The sequence below is a fragment of the Hamadaea flava genome (assembly GCF_024172085.1).
In the GTDB taxonomy this organism is placed as follows: Bacteria; Actinomycetota; Actinomycetes; order Mycobacteriales; family Micromonosporaceae; genus Hamadaea; species Hamadaea flava.
On sequence record NZ_JAMZDZ010000001.1, the window covers coordinates 7,499,680 to 7,516,454 of the forward strand.

The 16,775-nt window shown below is 70.1% G+C and carries 17 protein-coding genes; 11 read left to right on the forward strand and 6 right to left on the reverse strand.

Annotated features, from left to right (window positions below; genetic code table 11):
- Positions 1 to 180: 180 nt before the first annotated feature.
- Positions 181 to 1,290: a DUF3866 family protein gene (locus HDA40_RS35070; RefSeq protein ID WP_253762129.1), complete on the reverse strand. Its 1,110-nt coding sequence runs from the start codon at positions 1,288 to 1,290 to the stop codon at positions 181 to 183.
- Positions 1,291 to 1,423: 133 nt separating this feature from the next.
- Between HDA40_RS35070 and HDA40_RS35075 the strand changes: the two genes are divergently transcribed.
- From HDA40_RS35075 to HDA40_RS35105, 7 genes are all read left to right on the forward strand, one after another.
- A complete protein-coding gene (locus HDA40_RS35075; protein WP_253762130.1) occupies positions 1,424 to 2,482 on the forward strand; it encodes a helix-turn-helix transcriptional regulator in 1,059 nt (352 codons plus the stop codon).
- On the forward strand, positions 2,479 to 3,441 hold the full coding sequence (locus tag HDA40_RS35080; RefSeq protein WP_253762131.1) for a helix-turn-helix transcriptional regulator: 963 nt from the start codon (positions 2,479 to 2,481) through the stop codon (positions 3,439 to 3,441). The genes HDA40_RS35075 and HDA40_RS35080 overlap by 4 nt, the downstream gene beginning before the upstream one ends.
- A 19-nt stretch (positions 3,442 to 3,460) precedes the next feature.
- The gene (locus tag HDA40_RS35085; RefSeq protein ID WP_253762132.1) at positions 3,461 to 3,865 is read left to right on the forward strand and encodes a hypothetical protein; all 405 of its coding nucleotides are present in this window, start codon (positions 3,461 to 3,463) and stop codon (positions 3,863 to 3,865) included.
- A gap of 34 nt (positions 3,866 to 3,899) precedes the next feature.
- Positions 3,900 to 4,166 (forward strand): hypothetical protein, encoded by a 267-nt coding sequence (locus tag HDA40_RS35090; RefSeq protein WP_253762133.1) that lies wholly within the window; start codon positions 3,900 to 3,902, stop codon positions 4,164 to 4,166.
- Between the two features lie 135 nt (positions 4,167 to 4,301).
- Entirely contained in the window at positions 4,302 to 4,574 is a 273-nt protein-coding gene (tatA, locus tag HDA40_RS35095; RefSeq protein WP_308197800.1) for a Sec-independent protein translocase subunit TatA, read from the forward strand.
- A 76-nt stretch (positions 4,575 to 4,650) separates the two neighbouring features.
- Positions 4,651 to 5,544, forward strand: a complete 894-nt coding sequence (gene tatC, locus HDA40_RS35100; RefSeq protein WP_253763922.1) for a twin-arginine translocase subunit TatC — start codon at positions 4,651 to 4,653, stop codon at positions 5,542 to 5,544.
- A 245-nt stretch (positions 5,545 to 5,789) separates the two neighbouring features.
- Positions 5,790 to 6,671, forward strand: coding sequence for a diacylglycerol kinase family protein (locus HDA40_RS35105; protein WP_253763923.1), 882 nt, complete (start codon positions 5,790 to 5,792; stop codon positions 6,669 to 6,671).
- Between the two features lie 45 nt (positions 6,672 to 6,716).
- Here HDA40_RS35105 and HDA40_RS35110 read toward each other — a convergent pair whose 3' ends face one another.
- Complete coding sequence (locus HDA40_RS35110; protein WP_253763924.1) at positions 6,717 to 7,430, reverse strand: HAD family hydrolase; 714 nt, start codon at positions 7,428 to 7,430, stop codon at positions 6,717 to 6,719.
- A gap of 134 nt (positions 7,431 to 7,564) precedes the next feature.
- Between HDA40_RS35110 and HDA40_RS35115 the strand changes: the two genes are divergently transcribed.
- Both HDA40_RS35115 and HDA40_RS35120 read left to right on the forward strand, forming a co-directional pair.
- A complete protein-coding gene (locus tag HDA40_RS35115) occupies positions 7,565 to 10,321 on the forward strand; it encodes a DEAD/DEAH box helicase (RefSeq protein ID WP_253762134.1) in 2,757 nt (918 codons plus the stop codon).
- A 110-nt stretch (positions 10,322 to 10,431) separates the two neighbouring features.
- Entirely contained in the window at positions 10,432 to 11,283 is an 852-nt protein-coding gene (locus HDA40_RS35120; RefSeq protein WP_253762136.1) for an MHYT domain-containing protein, read from the forward strand.
- On the opposite strand, the gene trxA is transcribed toward HDA40_RS35120, so the two are convergent.
- The 3 genes from trxA to HDA40_RS35135 all read right to left on the reverse strand — a co-directional run bounded on the left by trxA (position 11,252) and on the right by HDA40_RS35135 (position 13,248).
- Complete coding sequence (trxA, locus tag HDA40_RS35125; protein ID WP_253762137.1) at positions 11,252 to 11,596, reverse strand: thioredoxin; 345 nt, start codon at positions 11,594 to 11,596, stop codon at positions 11,252 to 11,254. The two genes, HDA40_RS35120 and trxA, sit on opposite strands and share 32 nt — an antisense overlap.
- Positions 11,593 to 11,940, reverse strand: a complete 348-nt coding sequence (locus HDA40_RS35130) for a MerR family transcriptional regulator (RefSeq protein WP_253762138.1) — start codon at positions 11,938 to 11,940, stop codon at positions 11,593 to 11,595. The genes trxA and HDA40_RS35130 overlap by 4 nt, the downstream gene beginning before the upstream one ends.
- Before the next feature lie 150 nt (positions 11,941 to 12,090).
- On the reverse strand, positions 12,091 to 13,248 hold the full coding sequence (locus HDA40_RS35135; protein ID WP_372503072.1) for a geranylgeranyl reductase family protein: 1,158 nt from the start codon (positions 13,246 to 13,248) through the stop codon (positions 12,091 to 12,093).
- A gap of 172 nt (positions 13,249 to 13,420) precedes the next feature.
- Here HDA40_RS35135 and HDA40_RS35140 point away from each other — a divergent pair, with 172 nt between their 5' ends.
- Entirely contained in the window at positions 13,421 to 13,927 is a 507-nt protein-coding gene (locus HDA40_RS35140; RefSeq protein ID WP_253762142.1) for a hypothetical protein, read from the forward strand.
- A 33-nt stretch (positions 13,928 to 13,960) separates the two neighbouring features.
- Here HDA40_RS35140 and ypfJ read toward each other — a convergent pair whose 3' ends face one another.
- Positions 13,961 to 15,073, reverse strand: a complete 1,113-nt coding sequence (gene ypfJ / locus HDA40_RS35145; RefSeq protein ID WP_253762143.1) for a KPN_02809 family neutral zinc metallopeptidase — start codon at positions 15,071 to 15,073, stop codon at positions 13,961 to 13,963.
- 96 nt (positions 15,074 to 15,169) lie between these two features.
- Here ypfJ and HDA40_RS35150 point away from each other — a divergent pair, with 96 nt between their 5' ends.
- The gene (locus HDA40_RS35150; protein WP_253762145.1) at positions 15,170 to 16,771 is read left to right on the forward strand and encodes an ABC-F family ATP-binding cassette domain-containing protein; all 1,602 of its coding nucleotides are present in this window, start codon (positions 15,170 to 15,172) and stop codon (positions 16,769 to 16,771) included.
- The last annotated feature ends 4 nt before the right edge of the window (positions 16,772 to 16,775 follow it).

The following is a 16,775-nucleotide window of genomic DNA, read 5'->3' on the forward strand; positions in this document are numbered from 1 at the left end:
CCCTCCGCGTGCCTCGGCTCTTTCCGCGTGCCTCGGCTCTTTCCGCGTGATCATGAACTAACGGTCGTGATCGACCGGCGTGTCGTGTCCCCGCGACCCTGATCGACTCCGCGCCGCCCTGATCAACTCCGGGCCGCGGCGACCGCCCTCATCAACTCCGCGCCCCCCGACCGCGCGTGATCAACCCCGCGACCGCGCTTGGTCACGGCAGCGCACTCGGTGTCGGAGCAGCGCGGCAGCGTGGCGTCCGGCCGCGGCAGCGGCGAGGAAGTACGCGTAATCGCCGTCCAGCCCCCGCCCCATCGTCGACAGCTTCACCGGCGACGCCCGCAACGCCTCGTCCAACCCTGCGCAGTCGACCTCCACGAGCCGGTGCTTGGCCTGGAGGGGGGCCAGGTCCGACGACAGTCCGGCCGCCAGGGGAGCTGGGACGGGCAGGTCGGCTCTGGCCAACGCCACCTGCCCGTACGCGGTGAGGCTGTGGTGTGACACGCCCTGGTGGCGTTCCCGGGCGTCGGCTTCCGAGATCCGCAGCGATCCGACCGGCCGCCCGCCCAGGGTCGCCACCGCGTTGACCGCCTCGCCGACGGCGACGCCGGAGAATCCCCAGATCGTGCCGGTGCCGAGGTTGCCCGGTCCCTGCGCCACGATGGTCAGCTCGGCGTCGAGGGCGTACCGGGCGGCCAGGAGCGCGCTGTGGACGTTGACCGCCTCGAGGTCACCCCCGTACGCCTGCCCGGCGGTCACCGTCCCGGCCAGCCGTTCGGTCAGCTCGGACAGCGATCGGGAGAACCAGGCGGGCAGCGCGCCCCCGTCGGTCATGACGTACGCCACTCGCGTACCCGGGCGGGTGGCGTCGATCCCGGCCAGAATCGCCGGCAGTGCCGAATGCAGGTCGGCCAGGACGACCGGCATACCGCCGAGGCCGTCGGCATCCACCAGCTTGGAACGGAACGGCGAATCCTCCTCGTCGGCGGCGAGCGTCACAGTCTGTAACGGGGTGTAGCGCGATTTGACGATGTGGCCGGGGCCGGACGGGTCCGGCGGCAGCCGGTCCGGCAGGGCCACGACCAGGGCGTACCCGCCCGTTCCCAGGCCAAGTGCCAGAGCGGTGGCGTTCAGCAACACTCGGTCACCGGTCTCCGGCTCGCCGACGAGCGCCGGGTACGCCAGCGCCCGCACCGACGAAGGGTCGTCGGGTGTCCGCTGCGTCAGGCGTACCTCCAGCTCGACCGCGCCGCGCCACCGCCGGCCCACCGATTCCACGGATCCCTGCCGCCACCTGATCACCACGACACCCTAGCGGCCCACGAGTCGCTCGGAGCGCAGCGCTCGCACACGGATTGTCACTCTTCCGAACGTTAGTTCGATCTTTTCGGGAGCCGGGGGCGACGCCGCGCGCGGACGCTGCTAGCGTTGCTCTGTGTCGCGCAGCCGGACCGAACGCCTCGTCAACTTGGTGATCTGCCTGCTCTCTACGCGCAGGTTCCTCACGGCTGCCCAGATCGCCGCGACCGTTCCCGGTTACGAGCACGATTCCGACGATCCCCGCGAGCACGAGGCCTTCCAGCGCAAATTCGAACGGGATAAGGCTGAGCTGCGGGAGCTGGGCGTACCACTGGAAATCGGCACGGCGAGCGTGTTCGACGCGGAGCCGGGCTATCGCATCGCGCGCCGGGACTACGGCCTGCCCGAGATCCCGCTCGCGCCGGACGAAGCGGCCGCCGTTGGCGTGGCCGCGCGCCTGTGGCGGCACGCGGGCATGGCCGCCGCCGCCAGCTCGGGTCTGGCGAAGCTGCGAGCCGGCGGCATCGAGGTCGACGGCGAGGCCACCCTCGGCGTGGAGCCGGTCGTGGCGGTCGACCCGGCGTTCACCCCGCTGGCCAACGCCGCCCGCGAGCGCCGCGCGGTCACCTTCAACTATCGCGTTCCCGAGCAGGACGCTTCCGCCACCCGGCACCTTCAGCCATGGGGTGTGGTCTGCTGGCGCGGCCGCTGGTACGTGGTCGGCAACGACACCGACCGGGGTGCCACCCGCTGCTTCCGCCTGTCGCGGATCACCGGGGCGGTGCGGCTGGTCGGCCCGACCGACGCCTACACGCCGCCGGCCGATCTCAATCTGATCAGCCACGTCGCGCGGTGGTCCGGCCCGCACGAGCGCACCCGGTCCGCGCGGGTCCTGGCCCGTCCAGGGCGAGCAGCAGGGGTACGCCGCTGGGCCGAGCAGGTCGAGGCGACGCCTGACGGCGACATCCTCACCCTGCGATACGCCGAACCCCTCGGCCTGGCCGCATGGCTGGTCCGCTACGGGCCGGACGTCCTCGTGCTGGAGCCCGAGGAGGTCCGCGAAGCGATCGTGTGCCGCCTGCGGGACATGGCCGGACTGGCCGAGAAGCTGGGTGCGACCGAGCTGCCGGCTCAGCTCGCCGGGTCGGATCAAGATCCGGCGCAGACCCGTTCCGCGCAGGAGATCGCGGCATGACGCGTCCGGGGACCACTTCGTCGGAGCGGCTGGCTCGGCTGCTCAACCTCGTGCCGTACCTGCTGGCCCGGCCGGGCGTGGAGGTCGCGCAGGCGGCCGCCGACCTGGGCGCGACCGAGGCCCAGGTACGCGACGACCTGGAGTTGCTGTGGGTCTGCGGCCTGCCCGGCTACGGCCCCGGCGACCTGATCGACATGGCGTTCGACGGCGACCGGGTCACCATCACCTACGACGCCGGCATCGACCGCCCGCTGCGGCTGCGGCCCGACGAGGCGACCGCGCTGGTGGTGGCGTTGCGGATGCTGGCCGAGACGCCCGGCATCGCCCAGCGTGACGCCATCCTGCGGGCGCTGGCCAAGATCGAGAGTGCTGCCGGAGACGTCGCCGACGCCCCGATCGCGGTGCAGTCGCCCGACGGCGGCTCCGCCGACGATCGGCTCGCGACGGTCCGGGCGGCCGTCGATCGGGGGCGCGCGCTGAGGATCACGTACTACACGGCGACCCGGGACGAGTCGACCGAGCGGGTCATCGACCCGATGCGGGTCATCGTGGTGGCCGACCGCTCCTATGTAGAGGCTTGGTGCCGCCGGGCCGGCGCGGTCCGGCTGTTCAAGATCGACCGCATCGACGCCCTCACCGAACTGGACGAGCCGGCCGCGCCGCCGCCGCAGGCCCAGTCGAGCGTCGTCGACGAGCAGGTCTTCCGGCCTTCGCACGAACTGCCGAGCATCACCATCCGGATCGGCCGCGGCGACCGGTGGATCACCGAGTACTACCCGGTCGAGTCGGTCGACGAGATCACCCCGGAAGAATGGCTCGTCACACTGCGAGTCAGCGACCTGGACTGGGCCCGGCGGTTCGTCCTCGGCCTCGGCCCGGGTGTGGACGTCATCGCCCCGAAAGAACTCGCCGAATCGGTACGCGGAGCGGTCCTGGAGGCTCTCGCGGCGTACGCCTGAGTCGCCTAACGTCTGCGCCGTGGAGATCCCCCTCGGCGTACAGGCGGCTGTTGCCGTCGTTGGGCTTTCGGCGTACCTGGTGCTCTCGATCGTCTACCGGCGACGGTGGGACCGTTCGCTGCGCGTCGCGTTGGGCCGCCGGCTCGGGCTGGACGTGCAGTGGCGGCGGGTCGCCGACTCCGGCGACATCCCGATGGACGCCTGGTACGCCGAGACCGACGGCCCGCTCGGCAAGCAGTTCGGCCAGCATCTGGCCATCCGGTTCGCCGACATCGCGGCCCTGGTCGTGCTCGGCGTGCTGCCACCGCTCGCGGTGCTGGGCCTGGAGTTCCTCGGCGACTTCCACAGTGCGGTCATCGGTTTGACCGCGTTCGCCGTGATCCCGATCTTCGGGGTGTACTGGAGCAGGCGGCGCGCCGCCTAGTGAGAGCGCCCCGATCCGGGGGTAAGGTGCGGTCGTGATCGGCTGGATCGTGCTAGCGCTCATCGTGGTCAGTGTCGCCGTGCTCGCCTTCGCGGCCCGTTCGGTGGTACGCCGCCTACCTGCCCTTCAGCAGGCCCAGGCCGATCTGCAGGGCCGGGTGGCGGATGCCCAGCGCCTTCAGGAACGTCTCAGCGGACTCCAAGCACAATCGGCCGCCTTACAGCAGAAGATTGCACTGGTCCAGGCGGGTGTGGCGGAAATAACGGCCAAACGTGCCAAAAAGGAACAGGGAGTCGGTTGACGTCGCTCCCGCGATGGTCAACACTTCACCAGCCGGTGCGGATGTGGCCACCAACGGACGTGGCGATCCGGCAAAACGCACGTAGGATGGGGCCGAAACACCAGCCCCTTAACTTGATCACACTTGGAGCACGACATGGGCGCCCTCAAGCCGTGGCACATCATCCTTCTGGTTGTTGTGATCGTGGTCATCTTCGGCTCGAAGCGGCTGCCGGACGCGGCCCGTTCGCTCGGCCGGTCGATGCGGATCATGAAGGCCGAGACCAAGGGTCTGATGGACGACGAGAAGGACAAGGCCAAGGAAGACTTGGTCGAGAAGGCCGACGCGCAGTCGGGCCGTGCGCCGCTGACCGGTGAGGTTCAGCAGAACGCCGACCCGGTGCAGCGCGAGCGCGTCGCCGACCGCTGAGGTCGGCACCGGCGTGACTACCCCGGCACGTCGGCAGAAGAAGCCGACCCAATTCGATCGGGCCTCCGACGGCTCGATGACTCTTATCGAGCACATCCGGGAGCTCCGTAGTCGCTTGACCAAAGCGGTCCTGGCGATCGTGGTCGGCTTCTTCGTCGCCTTCTACTTCTCGGACCAGATCTTCGACTTCATCAAGGAGCCGTACTGCGGCCTTGACCTCAAGGGCGACGGCACCTGCGACTTCGTCGTCCTGAAGGCGACGGATCCGCTCCTGATGAGCATGAAGATCGCCCTGTGGGGCGGTCTGATCGTCGCCGCGCCGTTCTGGCTGTACCAGCTCTGGGCGTTCATCGCGCCCGGCCTGCACAAGCATGAGCGCAAGTGGGCGTACATGTTCGGCGCGATCGCCGTGCCGCTGTTCTTCGCGGGCGCGGTGCTCGCCTCGCTGGTGGTCAGCAAGGGCCTTGAGTTCCTGCTCACCCATGGCGCGGTCAAAGCCACGTCGCTCGAAGCCAGTAGTTATCTCTCCTTCGTCACGAACCTCGTCCTACTTTTCGGGCTCTCGTTTGAGTTCCCGGTGCTGCTGTTGCTCCTCAACTTCACCGGGATGGTCTCCGGCAAGCGGATGATCGGCTGGTGGCGGGTCGCGATCATCGTGTTCTTCGCGTTCGCCGCGATCACCACACCCGACCCGGGTCCGTTCGGCATGACCCTGCTCGCTTGCGCGCTGATGGTTCTCTACTTCATCGCGTGTGGCATCGCGATCCTCAATGACAAGCGGCGTGCTCGCAAGCACCGTCGCGAGTTCCCGGATCTCGGTGACGACCAGGCCTCGCAGCTCGAATACGATCCCGAGCCGATCGAAGGCGCGGAGCCGGTCGCGACCCCGTCCGTGATCGACGAGCCGGCCCCGGTCGAGCAGCCTGAGCGGATCGAGCGTCAGCCGAACCGCTGGGATGACATGACCTGATCCACCCGCAAACCGGGTCGATCCGATCGAACGTGAGCCCCCGCCCCTGCACCAAGGGCGGGGGCTCACGCATACTTCCCCCACACCTCGTCGAGCCGTGGCATCCAGCAGCGAAGTCGATCACCCGTTCGTGGGAACGATCATGACGCTGGGGACACGACACACCGGTTGATCACGACCGTTAGTTCATGATCGCGGGGAAAAGGTCGCGCGGAAGAGAGGGCGGGGTGGGAGAGGGCGGAGTGATGGGGTCGGTGGCGGTGCTGATGAACCCGACGGCGGGTCGGGGTCGCCATGCGCATCTGCGTGATCAGGTCGCGCGGGTGCTGGGCGCCGACGCCGAGGTGCTCGCTGTGCGTACCACTGAGGAGGCGGAAGCCGCGTGCCGGGCGGCGGTCGCCGGCGGCGCGCGAGCTGTGATCAGCGTGGGCGGGGACGGGACGCTGCATCGCGCGGTGCAGGCCGTGGCCGGGACGGGCGTGCCGCTGGGTATCGTGCCGGCTGGGACCGGTAACGATGTCGCCGCGTGTCTGGGGGTGCCGGCGGACCCGCGGGCAGCTCTGGAAAGCGCCGCCGCCGCGCTGCGAAGCGGGCAGACCCGCGATTTCGATCTTGCCCGGCTGGAGCGTGACGGTGTCGTGCGCTGGTCCGTGGGGGTCACCGGGCTGGGCTTCGACACGCTGGTCAACGAGCTGGCCAACCGGATGCGGTTCCCGCGTGGCCCGCGTCGTTACGACGTGGCGATCGTGCTGGAGCTGGCCCGGATGCGGCCGCGCCGCTACCGGATCACCGTCGACGGCGTCGCCGAGGAACTGGACGCAGTGCTGGTCGCGGTCGGCAATACCGCGCGGTACGGCGGCGGCATGCGGATCTGCCCGGCCGCGGACCCGACCGACGGCCTGCTTGACCTGGTCCTGGCCGGTCCGGTCTCGCGGTTCACACTCATGCGGATCAAGCCCCAGGTGTACGCGGGAACGCACGTCGCCCATCCGGCGGTTCGGCAGCTGCGCGGCCGCGTCATGACGGTCGAGTGCGACGGGATCACCAGCTACGCCGACGGGGAGCAGTCGTTGCCCCTGCCGGTCACCTTCACCGCCGTGCCCGGAGCACTCCGCGTGCTCGGCTGACGGTGTGGGTATGAGCGGTTTATGGCCTGCCCGTTTTGGTGGGATTCAGCAGGGGACTGCCAGGTTCAGGGCCGCGCTCAGGCCGTTGGCTTGACCCGGTTCGGCCGGCGGCAGGACGAGTGCGCGCAGGCCGGCGTGCACGGCTCCGGCGTCGGCCGGGGTGTCGCCGACCATCAGCGCCCGTTCCGGCTCGGCCCCGAGCGCGTCGCACGCCCGCAGGAAGATCTTCGGATCGGGCTTGATCAGGCCGACCTCGTAGGACAGCGTCACCGGCAGGTCGCCCAGACCCCAGGCGGTCAGATGCGGCCGGATGTCGAAGCCGATGTTGGACAGCACCCCGACCGACACGCCGGCCTCGCGCAGTGCCTTGATCGTCGGGACGGCGTCGGGATACACGACCCAGCCTTCCGGGGTCAGCACCCGTTCGTAGATCGCCTCGGCGAGTCCGTCCACCCCGGCGTCGACCGTCTCGCACAGCCCGATGTACGCCGCGCGGTGGGCGTACGCGGAGAGATCGCGATCCGACCAGACCTCGGCGAGGTGGATGGGAATCCGGGCGGTCCGCTGCGCCACGCCGGGCAGGCCGCCGGCGGTGGCGTACCGGTCGGCGAGGACGGTCAGCCGGCCGGGGTCCAGTGCCACCCCGAGCTGGACCAGGGCCGCTCCCACCCAGGTCACCGGAGGCTGTGTCGTGGCGAGCGTCCCGTGGAAGTCGAAGATCACGGCGTCGAGCAGGCGATCGGGCACTCCCGGGAGCATTCGGTTGGGCACGCCAGCACCATACCTACATGCAGGTTGGGGACCCCAGCAACTAGGCTCGGCGGTATGTTGCGCCGCCCCTCCTCGCGGAGGCCCCGGAGTTCCCATAGGCCCGGCTGGGTGAGGAGTCCGAGATGACCAGCCCCGCGGAGCGGTACGCGGCCGCCAAGCGCCGGGCCGAGACGCCCCGGCTGACCGAGTTCATCGCCGGTCTGGAATTCCAGCTCGACGACTTCCAGCAGCGCGCCTGCGCGGCCCTGGAAGCCGGCTCGGGCGTGCTCGTGTGCGCGCCCACCGGCGCGGGGAAGACGGTCGTCGGCGAGTTCGCCGTGCACCTGGCCCTCCGCGAGGGCCGCAAGTGCTTCTACACCACGCCGATCAAGGCGCTGTCCAACCAGAAGTACCACGATCTGGTGCAGGTGCACGGCGCGGCCAAGGTCGGCCTGCTCACCGGGGACAACGCGATCAACGGCGACGCTCCGGTGGTCGTGATGACCACCGAGGTGCTGCGCAACATGCTGTACGCCGGTTCGCAGTCCCTCCACGGCTTGTCCTATGTGGTCATGGATGAGGTGCACTACCTGGCCGACCGGTTCCGCGGCGCGGTCTGGGAAGAGGTCATCATCCACCTGCCCGACTCGGTGAACCTGGTGTCGCTGTCGGCGACGGTGTCCAACGCGGAGGAGTTCGCGGACTGGCTCGTCACGGTACGCGGCCAGACCGAGGTCGTCGTCAGCGAACACCGCCCGGTCCCGCTGTGGCAGCACATGCTGGTCGGCAAGCGGATGTTCGACCTGTTCCACGACGCCGAGGCGGCCCGGTCCCACGAGGTGCACCCGGAACTGCTGCGCTACACCCGAGAGGTCAGCCGCCGCCTGGAGATGGGCGACATCCGCGGCCGGGGCCGGGGCGGCCGGGGCCGCAAGGCGATGATCTACCGGCCGGAGATCATCGAACGGCTCGACCGCGAGGGCCTGCTCCCCGCGATCGTGTTCATCTTCAGCCGCGCCGGCTGCGACGCCGCCGTCCAGCAGTGCCTCCAGGCTGGGCTGCGGCTCACCAGCCCGGACGAGCGCGCCGAGATCCGCGCGATCGTCGAACGCCGGATGAGCAGCGTGCCCAACGAGGACCTGAACGCCCTCGGCTATTGGGAATGGCTCGACGGCCTCGAACGCGGCCTCGCCGCCCACCACGCCGGGCTGCTGCCGCTGTTCAAGGAGATCGTCGAGGAGCTGTTCGTCCGGGGCCTGGTCAAGGCGGTCTTCGCAACCGAGACGCTGGCCCTCGGCATCAACATGCCGGCTCGCTGCGTCGTCCTCGAACGACTGGTCAAATACAACGGCGAAGCCCACGTCGACCTGACCCCGGGGGAGTACACCCAGCTCACCGGCCGGGCCGGGCGGCGCGGCATCGACGTCGAGGGCCACGCCGTCGTCGTCTGGGGCCCGGACGTCGACCCCAGGCACGTCGCCGGACTGGCCTCGACCCGCACCTATCCGCTGCGGTCCAGCTTCCGGCCGTCGTACAACATGGCCGTCAACCTCGTCGGCTCGGTCGGCGCCGACCGAGCGCGGGACCTCCTGGAGGCCTCGTTCGCCCAGTTCCAGGCGGACCGGTCGGTCGTCGGCGTCGCCAAGCAGGTCCAGCGCAACATCGAGACGATGGACCAGTACGCCCACGAGGCCGGCTGCGACAAGGGCGACTTCGCGGAATACTTCGCGCTACGGGTGGCGATCGCCGACCGGGAACGGCACCTGGCCAAGCAGACCCAGCAGCACCGCCGGTCCGAAGTGGCGCGATCGCTGGAACAGCTCAAGCCCGGCGACGTGATCCGGGTGCCGTCCGGCCGCCGCGCCGGGCTGGCCGTCATCCTCGACGCCGGCGTCGGCGGATTCGGCGAACCCCGGCCGCTGGTCGTGACCGAGGACCGCTGGGCCGGCCGGCTGGCTGCAGGGGAGTTCAGCGTCGCCGTCGAGGTGCTCGGCCGCGTACGCCTGCCCAGGCACGTCAACCACCGCAATCCCGGGGAACGCCGGGACATCGCGGCGAGCCTGGCCGCCCTCGGGCTCGAACGCGGACGGGGCTCCGGCCGGCGGGGCGGCCGCGCCAAGGCGCCCACCGGCGACGACGACGAGCTGCTGCGCCTGCGCCACCTCATGCGCAAGCACCCCTGCCACGCCTGCCCCGAACGGGAGGACCACGCCCGCTGGGCCGAGCGCCGGCACCGGCTCGAACGCGACACCGACCAGATGCGCGCCAAGGTCGCCAGCCGGACCGGATCGCTGGCGCGTACCTTCGACCGCGTCTGCGACCTGCTCACCGCGCGTGGCTACCTCGTGCCCGGGGTGTCGGCGCTGGACGGTGGCGGAGTCACCGACGCCGGTCGGATGCTGGCCCGCATCTGGACAGAATCCGACCTGCTCATCGCGGAGGTCTTGCGGGACGGCGTCTTCGACGGGCTCGCCCCGGCCGAACTCGCCGCCGCCGTGTCCGTCGTGGTCTACGAGGCCCGTCGCGAGTCCGAGGACCGGGCGTCGCTGCCACGCGGCCCGGTCACCGACGCGGTCGAAGGCGTCCTGCGCGTCTACGGCGGGCTCATCGGCGAGGAGCGCGACCGCGGCCTGCCGCTGACCCGGGAACCCGACCTCGGCTTCGTCTGGCCGATCTACCGGTGGGCCCGGGGCGAACCGCTCGCCAAGGTGCTGGCCAGCGCGAACGCCCTCGAGGGTGAACTGCCGGCCGGCGACTTCGTGCGCTGGGCCCGCCAGGTGGTCGATCTGCTCGGCCAGATCGGTGAGGCCAAGGGCACGCCCGACGGCGTACGCACGACCGCCCGTCAGGCCATGGATCTCATCAACCGTGGCGTACTGGCCTATACCTCAGTCGGGTGATCGGCTGAGGCGGAGACCCCTTCCGGCTCTGTTACCTTGACCCGGGCCCCTGTCATCGGCGTGAACAGCCGCCAGTGCGGGGCCCGGGGGGCACGGTTCGAGGGGGAGGCATGGCCGGAGTCTTGTCGGCTGAGATTCACCATTTCACATACGGTCCGATCACGCCGATCCTCGCGTACGCGGTGTCGGTGCTCGGCTCGCTGCTCGGCTTGACCTGCACCGCCCGCGCCCGCCGGCTCGACCCGGGTGCGCGTCGCGGCGGGTGGCTGATGCTGGCAGCCTGGGCGATCGGCGGCACCGGCATCTGGACCATGCACTTCATGGCCATGCTCGGCTTCGGCGTGAACGGCGTCGCCCTGCGCTTCGACATCCCGATCACCGTGGCGTCGGCCGTGCTCGCCGTCGCGGTCGTCGGCATCGGACTGTTCATCGTCGGCCTCGGCAAGCCCAACGTGCTCCGGGTGCTGTTCGGCGGGCTGTTCACCGGGCTCGGCGTCGCCTCGATGCACTACACCGGCATGGCGGCGCTGCGCGTCGACGGCTCGATCACGCACAGCCGCAATCTCGTCATCGCCTCCGTGGTCATCGCGGTCGTCGCCGCCACCGTGGCCCTCTGGTTCACCCTGGTCGTCTCCAAGCCCGGGACCACCTTCGCGTCGGCCCTGGTCATGGGCGTCGCCGTGTGCGGCATGCACTACACCGCCATGGCCGGCGTACGCGTCAACGCCGGCCAGCCGACACTGCACCTGCACGGGGCGACCGCCGGTACCATGCTGCTGCCGATCATCGTCCTCGTCGTACTGGTCGTCGTGCTGCTCTTCTACGCGCTGCTCTCCGAGCCGAAGGAGGAGGACGCGGCGGCCCGCGCCTTCCTCGATCGGCAGGCCGCCGAGCGCCTCGCGGCACAGCAGTCGGCCCCGGCGGCGCAGCCTATCGGCGTACGCCGGACGCGGCTGCGCTGATCGCCTCGTCGAGCTTGGCCCGCAGCCGGCCCGCCGGCTGAGCGCCGACCACCTGCCAGACGACCTCGCCGCCGGAGAACAGCGCGAACGTCGGCATCGCCATGATCCCGTACGCCCGAGCCGTGGCCGGGTTCTCGTCCGCGTTGAGCTTCGCCACCTGGGCGCGGCCGGCGTACTCCCCGGTGAGCTGGTCGAGCACCGGCGCCATCTTGTGACACGGCGGGCACCACTCGGCCCAGAACTCCACCAGCACGGGTGCGTACGCCCCCAGCACCTCGTCGGCGAAAGTGGCGTCGGTGACAGACAGGGTCATGCGTTCTCCTCCAGTTCCAGGCTCACCCGGCGGCGGATCTCGACCAGCCGCCCGATGCTCGCATCCAGATCGGCGAGCTTGCGGCCGAGCACCGCGACCGAGCCCGGGCACTGCGCGCCCGACGCGTGTCCTGATCGGAGGCACTCCACGAACGGCCGGGTCTCCTCCAGCGAGAACCCGATCTCCAGCAGCGACCGGATCTCCCGGACGAGGCGCAGATCGTCCTCGCCGTACTCCCGATAGCCGTTGGCGGTCCGGCGGGCGCTGAGCAGCCCGTGCTCCTCGTAGTACCGCAGCGTGCGGGCGCTCGTCCCGGCCTGGTCGGCCAGCTCACCAATGCGCATGCGGCAACGGTAAACCTTGACGCCCGCGTCAACGCTACTGTGACGTGGGTCGCCATTCGCCTGGCGTGTGTGCCGTGATCAGTGCGCCAGTCACGATGTTTCGCGCCGCGATTTGTCCGCTCAAGCAGCATGGCGGCGCGATGATCATCCTCAGATGGCGCTCAGCAGAGCCATCCCGGCGCGCAGCGAGCGGCGCTCCATCGCGTCCGCGAACGTCAGCTCGCCCCGGCACATCCCCGCGAACGCGCGCCAGCCCGCCTTGGTCGCCATCACGGTGTGGAAGGGCGCCGGGTGCTTACGGAACGCCGCCAGCAGCCGCCGTCCGGCGGCCATCTCCGGCAGCAGATCCTCGGTCACCATCCGCGTGTACGCCCCGACCAGCTCCGCGGGCCGATTGCGGTGGGTGGCGGCGGTCTGCCCGGCCAGCCGCCCCGAGCGCAGTGCGAAGCTGATGCCCTCGCGCGTCCACGGCTCCAGCAGTCCGGCCGCGTCGCCGGCCAGCAGCACCCGGTCCAGCCCCAGCGGCGAGTCGTCCGCGCGGCACCGCGTCAAGTGGCCCGAATCGTGCATCGGCTCCAGCCCGTCGAGCCCGAGTCTCGTCACGAAATCCGACAGGTACGCCTTGAGCCCGGACCCGTCGCTGCGGTCCCCGATGACTCCGACCGTGAGCCGATCCCCCTTCGGGAAGACCCAGCCGTACGACCCGGGCAGTTTGCCCCAGTCGATCAGCATCCGGCCCTCCCAGTCGCGGGCGCGGGCCCGGGTGACCGGCAGTTCGACCTCCAGCCCCACGTCGACCTGGGAGAACGTCGCCCCGACATGGCGCGCGGAGACTCCGCCGGAGCCGTCGGCGCCGATGATGACCCGGGAGGTCACCGTCTCACCACTGACGAGCCGGGCGACCGCCCGTTCCGGGTCCTGCCCGATCGACCGGACCAACGCCTGCTCCCGGATGACCGCGCCCGACTCCTGCGCCGCCTTCCGCAACGCGTGGTCGAACTCGTCGCGTACCACCATGGAGATCAATGGCTGGTCCATTTCGCGGGTGAACTCGCGGCCCCCGCGCAGCGTGAAGGTCGATGCGCGCACCTGTGCGCGAGCCGGGACCGAGATCCAGCCGGACGCGACCCCGAGCGAGGTGGAGACGAGCCCGCCGCCGCACGTCTTGTAGCGCGGGTGGGTGGCGCGTTCCAGGACCACGGTGCGAGCGCCGCCACGGGCGGCGGTGATCGCCGCAGCGAGGCCCGCCGGCCCGGATCCGATGACCGCCACGTCCCAGTCTGCCGCTCGTGTCACGCTCGCCAGCATATGCGTGGGAGTGATTCCCGGAGTGCCGGGGTGAATCTTCAACCAGATGCGGGATTACCGCATTTGAAATGTCCTATCTAGAACTATTGTCCGCTCGTGTCCGGTCGGCGTAGCGTCAACGCCTGTCAGAACCCGCCGCTCGGGCGGGTTCTTCGCTGGGGGGAGGAGTCCAATGTCGGTCGATGTGGACAGGCAAGCCGAAGAGAACCTGCGAGGTCTCGTGGACGGCTGGCGAGCGGGAATCGACGCACCGAGGGTGGAGTACCTTAAGCCGGTGGCCGAGTTCGTGCTGAGCAGGCAGCTGCAGGGTGAGCGCGTCCTCGAGCTCATCGACGCCCGCTTCGACCAGGTCGACGAGCGCTTCGACTCGGTCGAGCGCAGCCTTGAGCGAGTGGAGAGTGGCCAGAACTCACTGCGGGCCGAGATGCGTCACAGCCTCGTCACGGTAGACACCAGGCTCACCGGCCTGGAAAGTCGAGCCGACACGGTCAGCGCCAGCCTGAAGACGCTGGGTGAACGGCTGACCAGACTGGACGACAAGGTCACCAGGCGCATGGACGCCATGGACGTGAAGTTCGACAAGCGCATGGACGCCATGGACGTGAAGTTCGACAAGCGCCTCAAGGAGATCGAGGTTCGGATCCTCAAGGGTGTCGCGGCGCTGCTCGCCGAGCGCTAGTCATCGCGCATCCTGGATGAGCGCGGACCCGGCTCAGCCGAAGGTGTTGCATTGCTTGGGATCGCCGGTCTGATACCCCTGGGTGAACCACTGCTGACGCTGCGCTGAGCTGCCGTGGGTGAAGCCCGCCTCGTTGATCTGTCCTCCGGACTGCTGCTGGATGCGGTCGTCGCCCACCGCGGCGGCCGCGTTCAGCGCCTCCTGGAGGTCGGCCGTGGTGAGGCTCTTGAAGATCGGTACGCCGCTGGCGTCGGTCGTCCCGGACGCGGCTTTCGCCCACACCCCGGCGTAGCAGTCGGCCTGGAGTTCCATGGCGACGGAGTACTTGTTGGCGTTGGCCGGGTCGCGTTGCTGCGCGCGGCGTACCTGGGCTTCGGTGCCGAGCAGGTTCTGCACGTGGTGGCCGTATTCGTGGGCGAGCACGTAGGCCTGCGCGAAGTTGCCGGGCGCGCCGAACCGGTTGGCGAGTTCGTCGTAGAAGCTGAGGTCGATGTAGACCCGTTTGTCGCCGGGGCAGTAGAACGGGCCGACGCCGGAGGTGGCCGCTCCGCAGGCGGTGGAGACCTGGCCGGAGAAGAACCGGGTCGGCACGATCTCGTAGTTCTTGCCCATGGTCTGCGGCAACGACTTCTGCCAGTACGCCTGGACCGAGTTGATGTACGCCAGGTTCCGGCAGGCCGGGTCGTCGAACCGGTTCGGGTTGCTCTTGGCGCATGTCGACGCGAGCGAGGAGCTGTTCGGGCTCGGGTTGGTGCCGCCGAGTCCGCCGAGGTCGCCGAGGCCGGACAGGTCGCCCCGGCCGAGGCAGCAGAACAGGCCGATGCAGACGACCGCGACGAGCAGGATGATCAGCAGCCCGCCCCTGCCCATCTTGCGGCCGCCCTGACCGGCCTGGCCGCCCTGGCCCTCCTGGTTCTGCCCGCCGCCGCGGAAGATCATCGGCAGCAGGCCGCTCAGGCAGCCGGCCATGCCCGCGCCCCCGCCGCCGAGACCGCCGCCACCGCCACCGCCACCGCCCGAGGAGCCGGGGAAGTTCATGCCGGGGAAGCCGCCGCTGGGTGGCTCGCTCCCACCGCCGCCACCGCCGGAGCCGCGAATGTCCTCGACTTGACTCGGGTCGAGGTCGGCGTTCTCGTTGAGCGACATGCGCCTATTGTCGCGGTTTGCGAGCGATGTGCGGGCGGTTTCACAGCCTCTGCGCTGGAAAACCGCTTCGGGCCCCCCGGTAGACTCGGGGCCACCATGATTACCGCAACCGGGCTCGAGCTGCGCGCCGGCAGCCGCATCCTGCTCTCCGACGCGATCCTCCGAGTTCAGCCCGGCGACCGGATCGGTCTGGTCGGCCGTAACGGCGCGGGCAAGACGACCTCGCTGAAAGTGCTCGCCGGCGAGGGTCATCCTTACGCCGGGAAGCTGGAGAGCCGAGGACCCGTCGGCTACCTCCCGCAGGATCCGCGTACGGGGGATCTTGAAGTCACCGCGCGCGACCGGGTGCTGTCCGCTCGTGGGCTCGACGCGCTGCTGCGGGAGATGAAGGAACTCGAGCTGCTGATGGCCGACGGCGACGACCGCGCGGTCCGCCGTTACGGAGCGCTGGAGGACCAGTTCGCCGCCCTCGGCGGGTACGCTGCCGAGGCCGAGGCGGCCCGGATCTGCGCCAACCTGGGTCTGCCCGACCGGGTGCTGGCCCAGACCATCGGTACGCTCTCCGGCGGGCAGCGACGCCGGATCGAGCTGGCCCGCATCCTGTTCCGCGACCTGGGTCAGCCCGGCGGCGGCATCCTGCTCCTCGACGAGCCGACCAACCACCTCGACGCCGACTCGATCACCTGGCTGCGCGGCTTCCTCGCCGGGCACAAGGGTGGTCTCGTGGTCATCTCGCACGACGCCTCGATGCTGGAGGCGGTCGTGAACAAGGTCTGGTTCCTCGACGCCAACCGGGCGACCGTCGACGTCTACAACGTCGGCTGGAAGAAGTATCTGGAGCAGCGGCAGACCGACGAGCGGCGGCGGCAGCGTGAGCGCGCCAACGCCGAGAAGAAGGCCGGCGCCCTGATGGCGCAGGCCGACAAGCTGCGGGCCAAGGCCACCAAGACGGTCGCCGCGCAGAACATGGCCAAGCGCGCCGAGAAGCTGATCGGCGGGCTCGAAGAGGTGCGATCCGCCGACAAGGTCGCCAAGGTGCGGTTCCCGACTCCGGAACCGTGTGGGAAGACGCCGCTGACGGCGTCCGGGCTGTCGAAGGCGTACGGGTCGCTGGAGATCTTCACCGGAGTGGACGTCGCCGTCGACAAGGGTTCCCGGGTCGCCATTCTGGGGCTCAACGGTGCGGGGAAGACCACGCTGCTGCGGATGCTGGCCGGCGTACTGTCGCCCGACACCGGCGAGGTGCTGGCCGGGCACGGGCTGCGGATCGGTTACTACGCCCAGGAGCACGAGCAGCTCGACGTCCAGCGCACGATCCTGGACCACATGCGGTCGGCCGCGCCCGACCAGACCGACACGGACCTGCGGCGGATCCTCGGCGCGTTCCTGTTCAGCGGGGACGACGTCGACAAGCCCGCGGGCGTGCTGTCCGGCGGCGAGAAGACCCGGCTGGCGCTGGCCACCCTGGTCTGCTCCGGGGCGAACGTGCTGCTGCTCGACGAGCCGACGAACAACCTCGACCCGGTCAGCCGGGAGCAGGTGCTCGACGCGATCGCCCGCTACCCGGGCGCGATCGTGCTGGTGACGCACGACCCCGGCGCGGTGACGGCGCTCAAGCCGGACCGGGCGATCCTGCTGCCCGACGGCGTCGAGGACGCCTGGAATGACGACCTGCTGGAGCTGGTCGAGCTCGCCTGACAGC

What these genes read in the sequence shown, in the direction of transcription:
- HDA40_RS35080 (WP_253762131.1), top strand. Translation starts at nt 2,479, where the DNA reads ATGACGCGTCCGGGGACCACTTCGTCGGAGCGGCTGGCTCGGCTGCTC.
- tatA (WP_308197800.1), top strand. Translation starts at nt 4,302, where the DNA reads ATGGGCGCCCTCAAGCCGTGGCACATCATCCTTCTGGTTGTTGTGATC.
- tatC (WP_253763922.1), top strand. Translation starts at nt 4,651, where the DNA reads ATGACTCTTATCGAGCACATCCGGGAGCTCCGTAGTCGCTTGACCAAA.
- HDA40_RS35105 (WP_253763923.1), top strand. Translation starts at nt 5,790, where the DNA reads ATGGGGTCGGTGGCGGTGCTGATGAACCCGACGGCGGGTCGGGGTCGC.
- HDA40_RS35110 (WP_253763924.1), bottom strand. Translation starts at nt 7,430, where the DNA reads ATGCTCCCGGGAGTGCCCGATCGCCTGCTCGACGCCGTGATCTTCGAC.
- HDA40_RS35115 (WP_253762134.1), top strand. Translation starts at nt 7,565, where the DNA reads ATGACCAGCCCCGCGGAGCGGTACGCGGCCGCCAAGCGCCGGGCCGAG.
- HDA40_RS35120 (WP_253762136.1), top strand. Translation starts at nt 10,432, where the DNA reads ATGGCCGGAGTCTTGTCGGCTGAGATTCACCATTTCACATACGGTCCG.
- trxA (WP_253762137.1), bottom strand. Translation starts at nt 11,596, where the DNA reads ATGACCCTGTCTGTCACCGACGCCACTTTCGCCGACGAGGTGCTGGGG.
- HDA40_RS35130 (WP_253762138.1), bottom strand. Translation starts at nt 11,940, where the DNA reads ATGCGCATTGGTGAGCTGGCCGACCAGGCCGGGACGAGCGCCCGCACG.
- HDA40_RS35135 (WP_372503072.1), bottom strand. Translation starts at nt 13,248, where the DNA reads ATGCTGGCGAGCGTGACACGAGCGGCAGACTGGGACGTGGCGGTCATC.
- HDA40_RS35140 (WP_253762142.1), top strand. Translation starts at nt 13,421, where the DNA reads ATGTCGGTCGATGTGGACAGGCAAGCCGAAGAGAACCTGCGAGGTCTC.
- ypfJ (WP_253762143.1), bottom strand. Translation starts at nt 15,073, where the DNA reads ATGTCGCTCAACGAGAACGCCGACCTCGACCCGAGTCAAGTCGAGGAC.
- HDA40_RS35150 (WP_253762145.1), top strand. Translation starts at nt 15,170, where the DNA reads ATGATTACCGCAACCGGGCTCGAGCTGCGCGCCGGCAGCCGCATCCTG.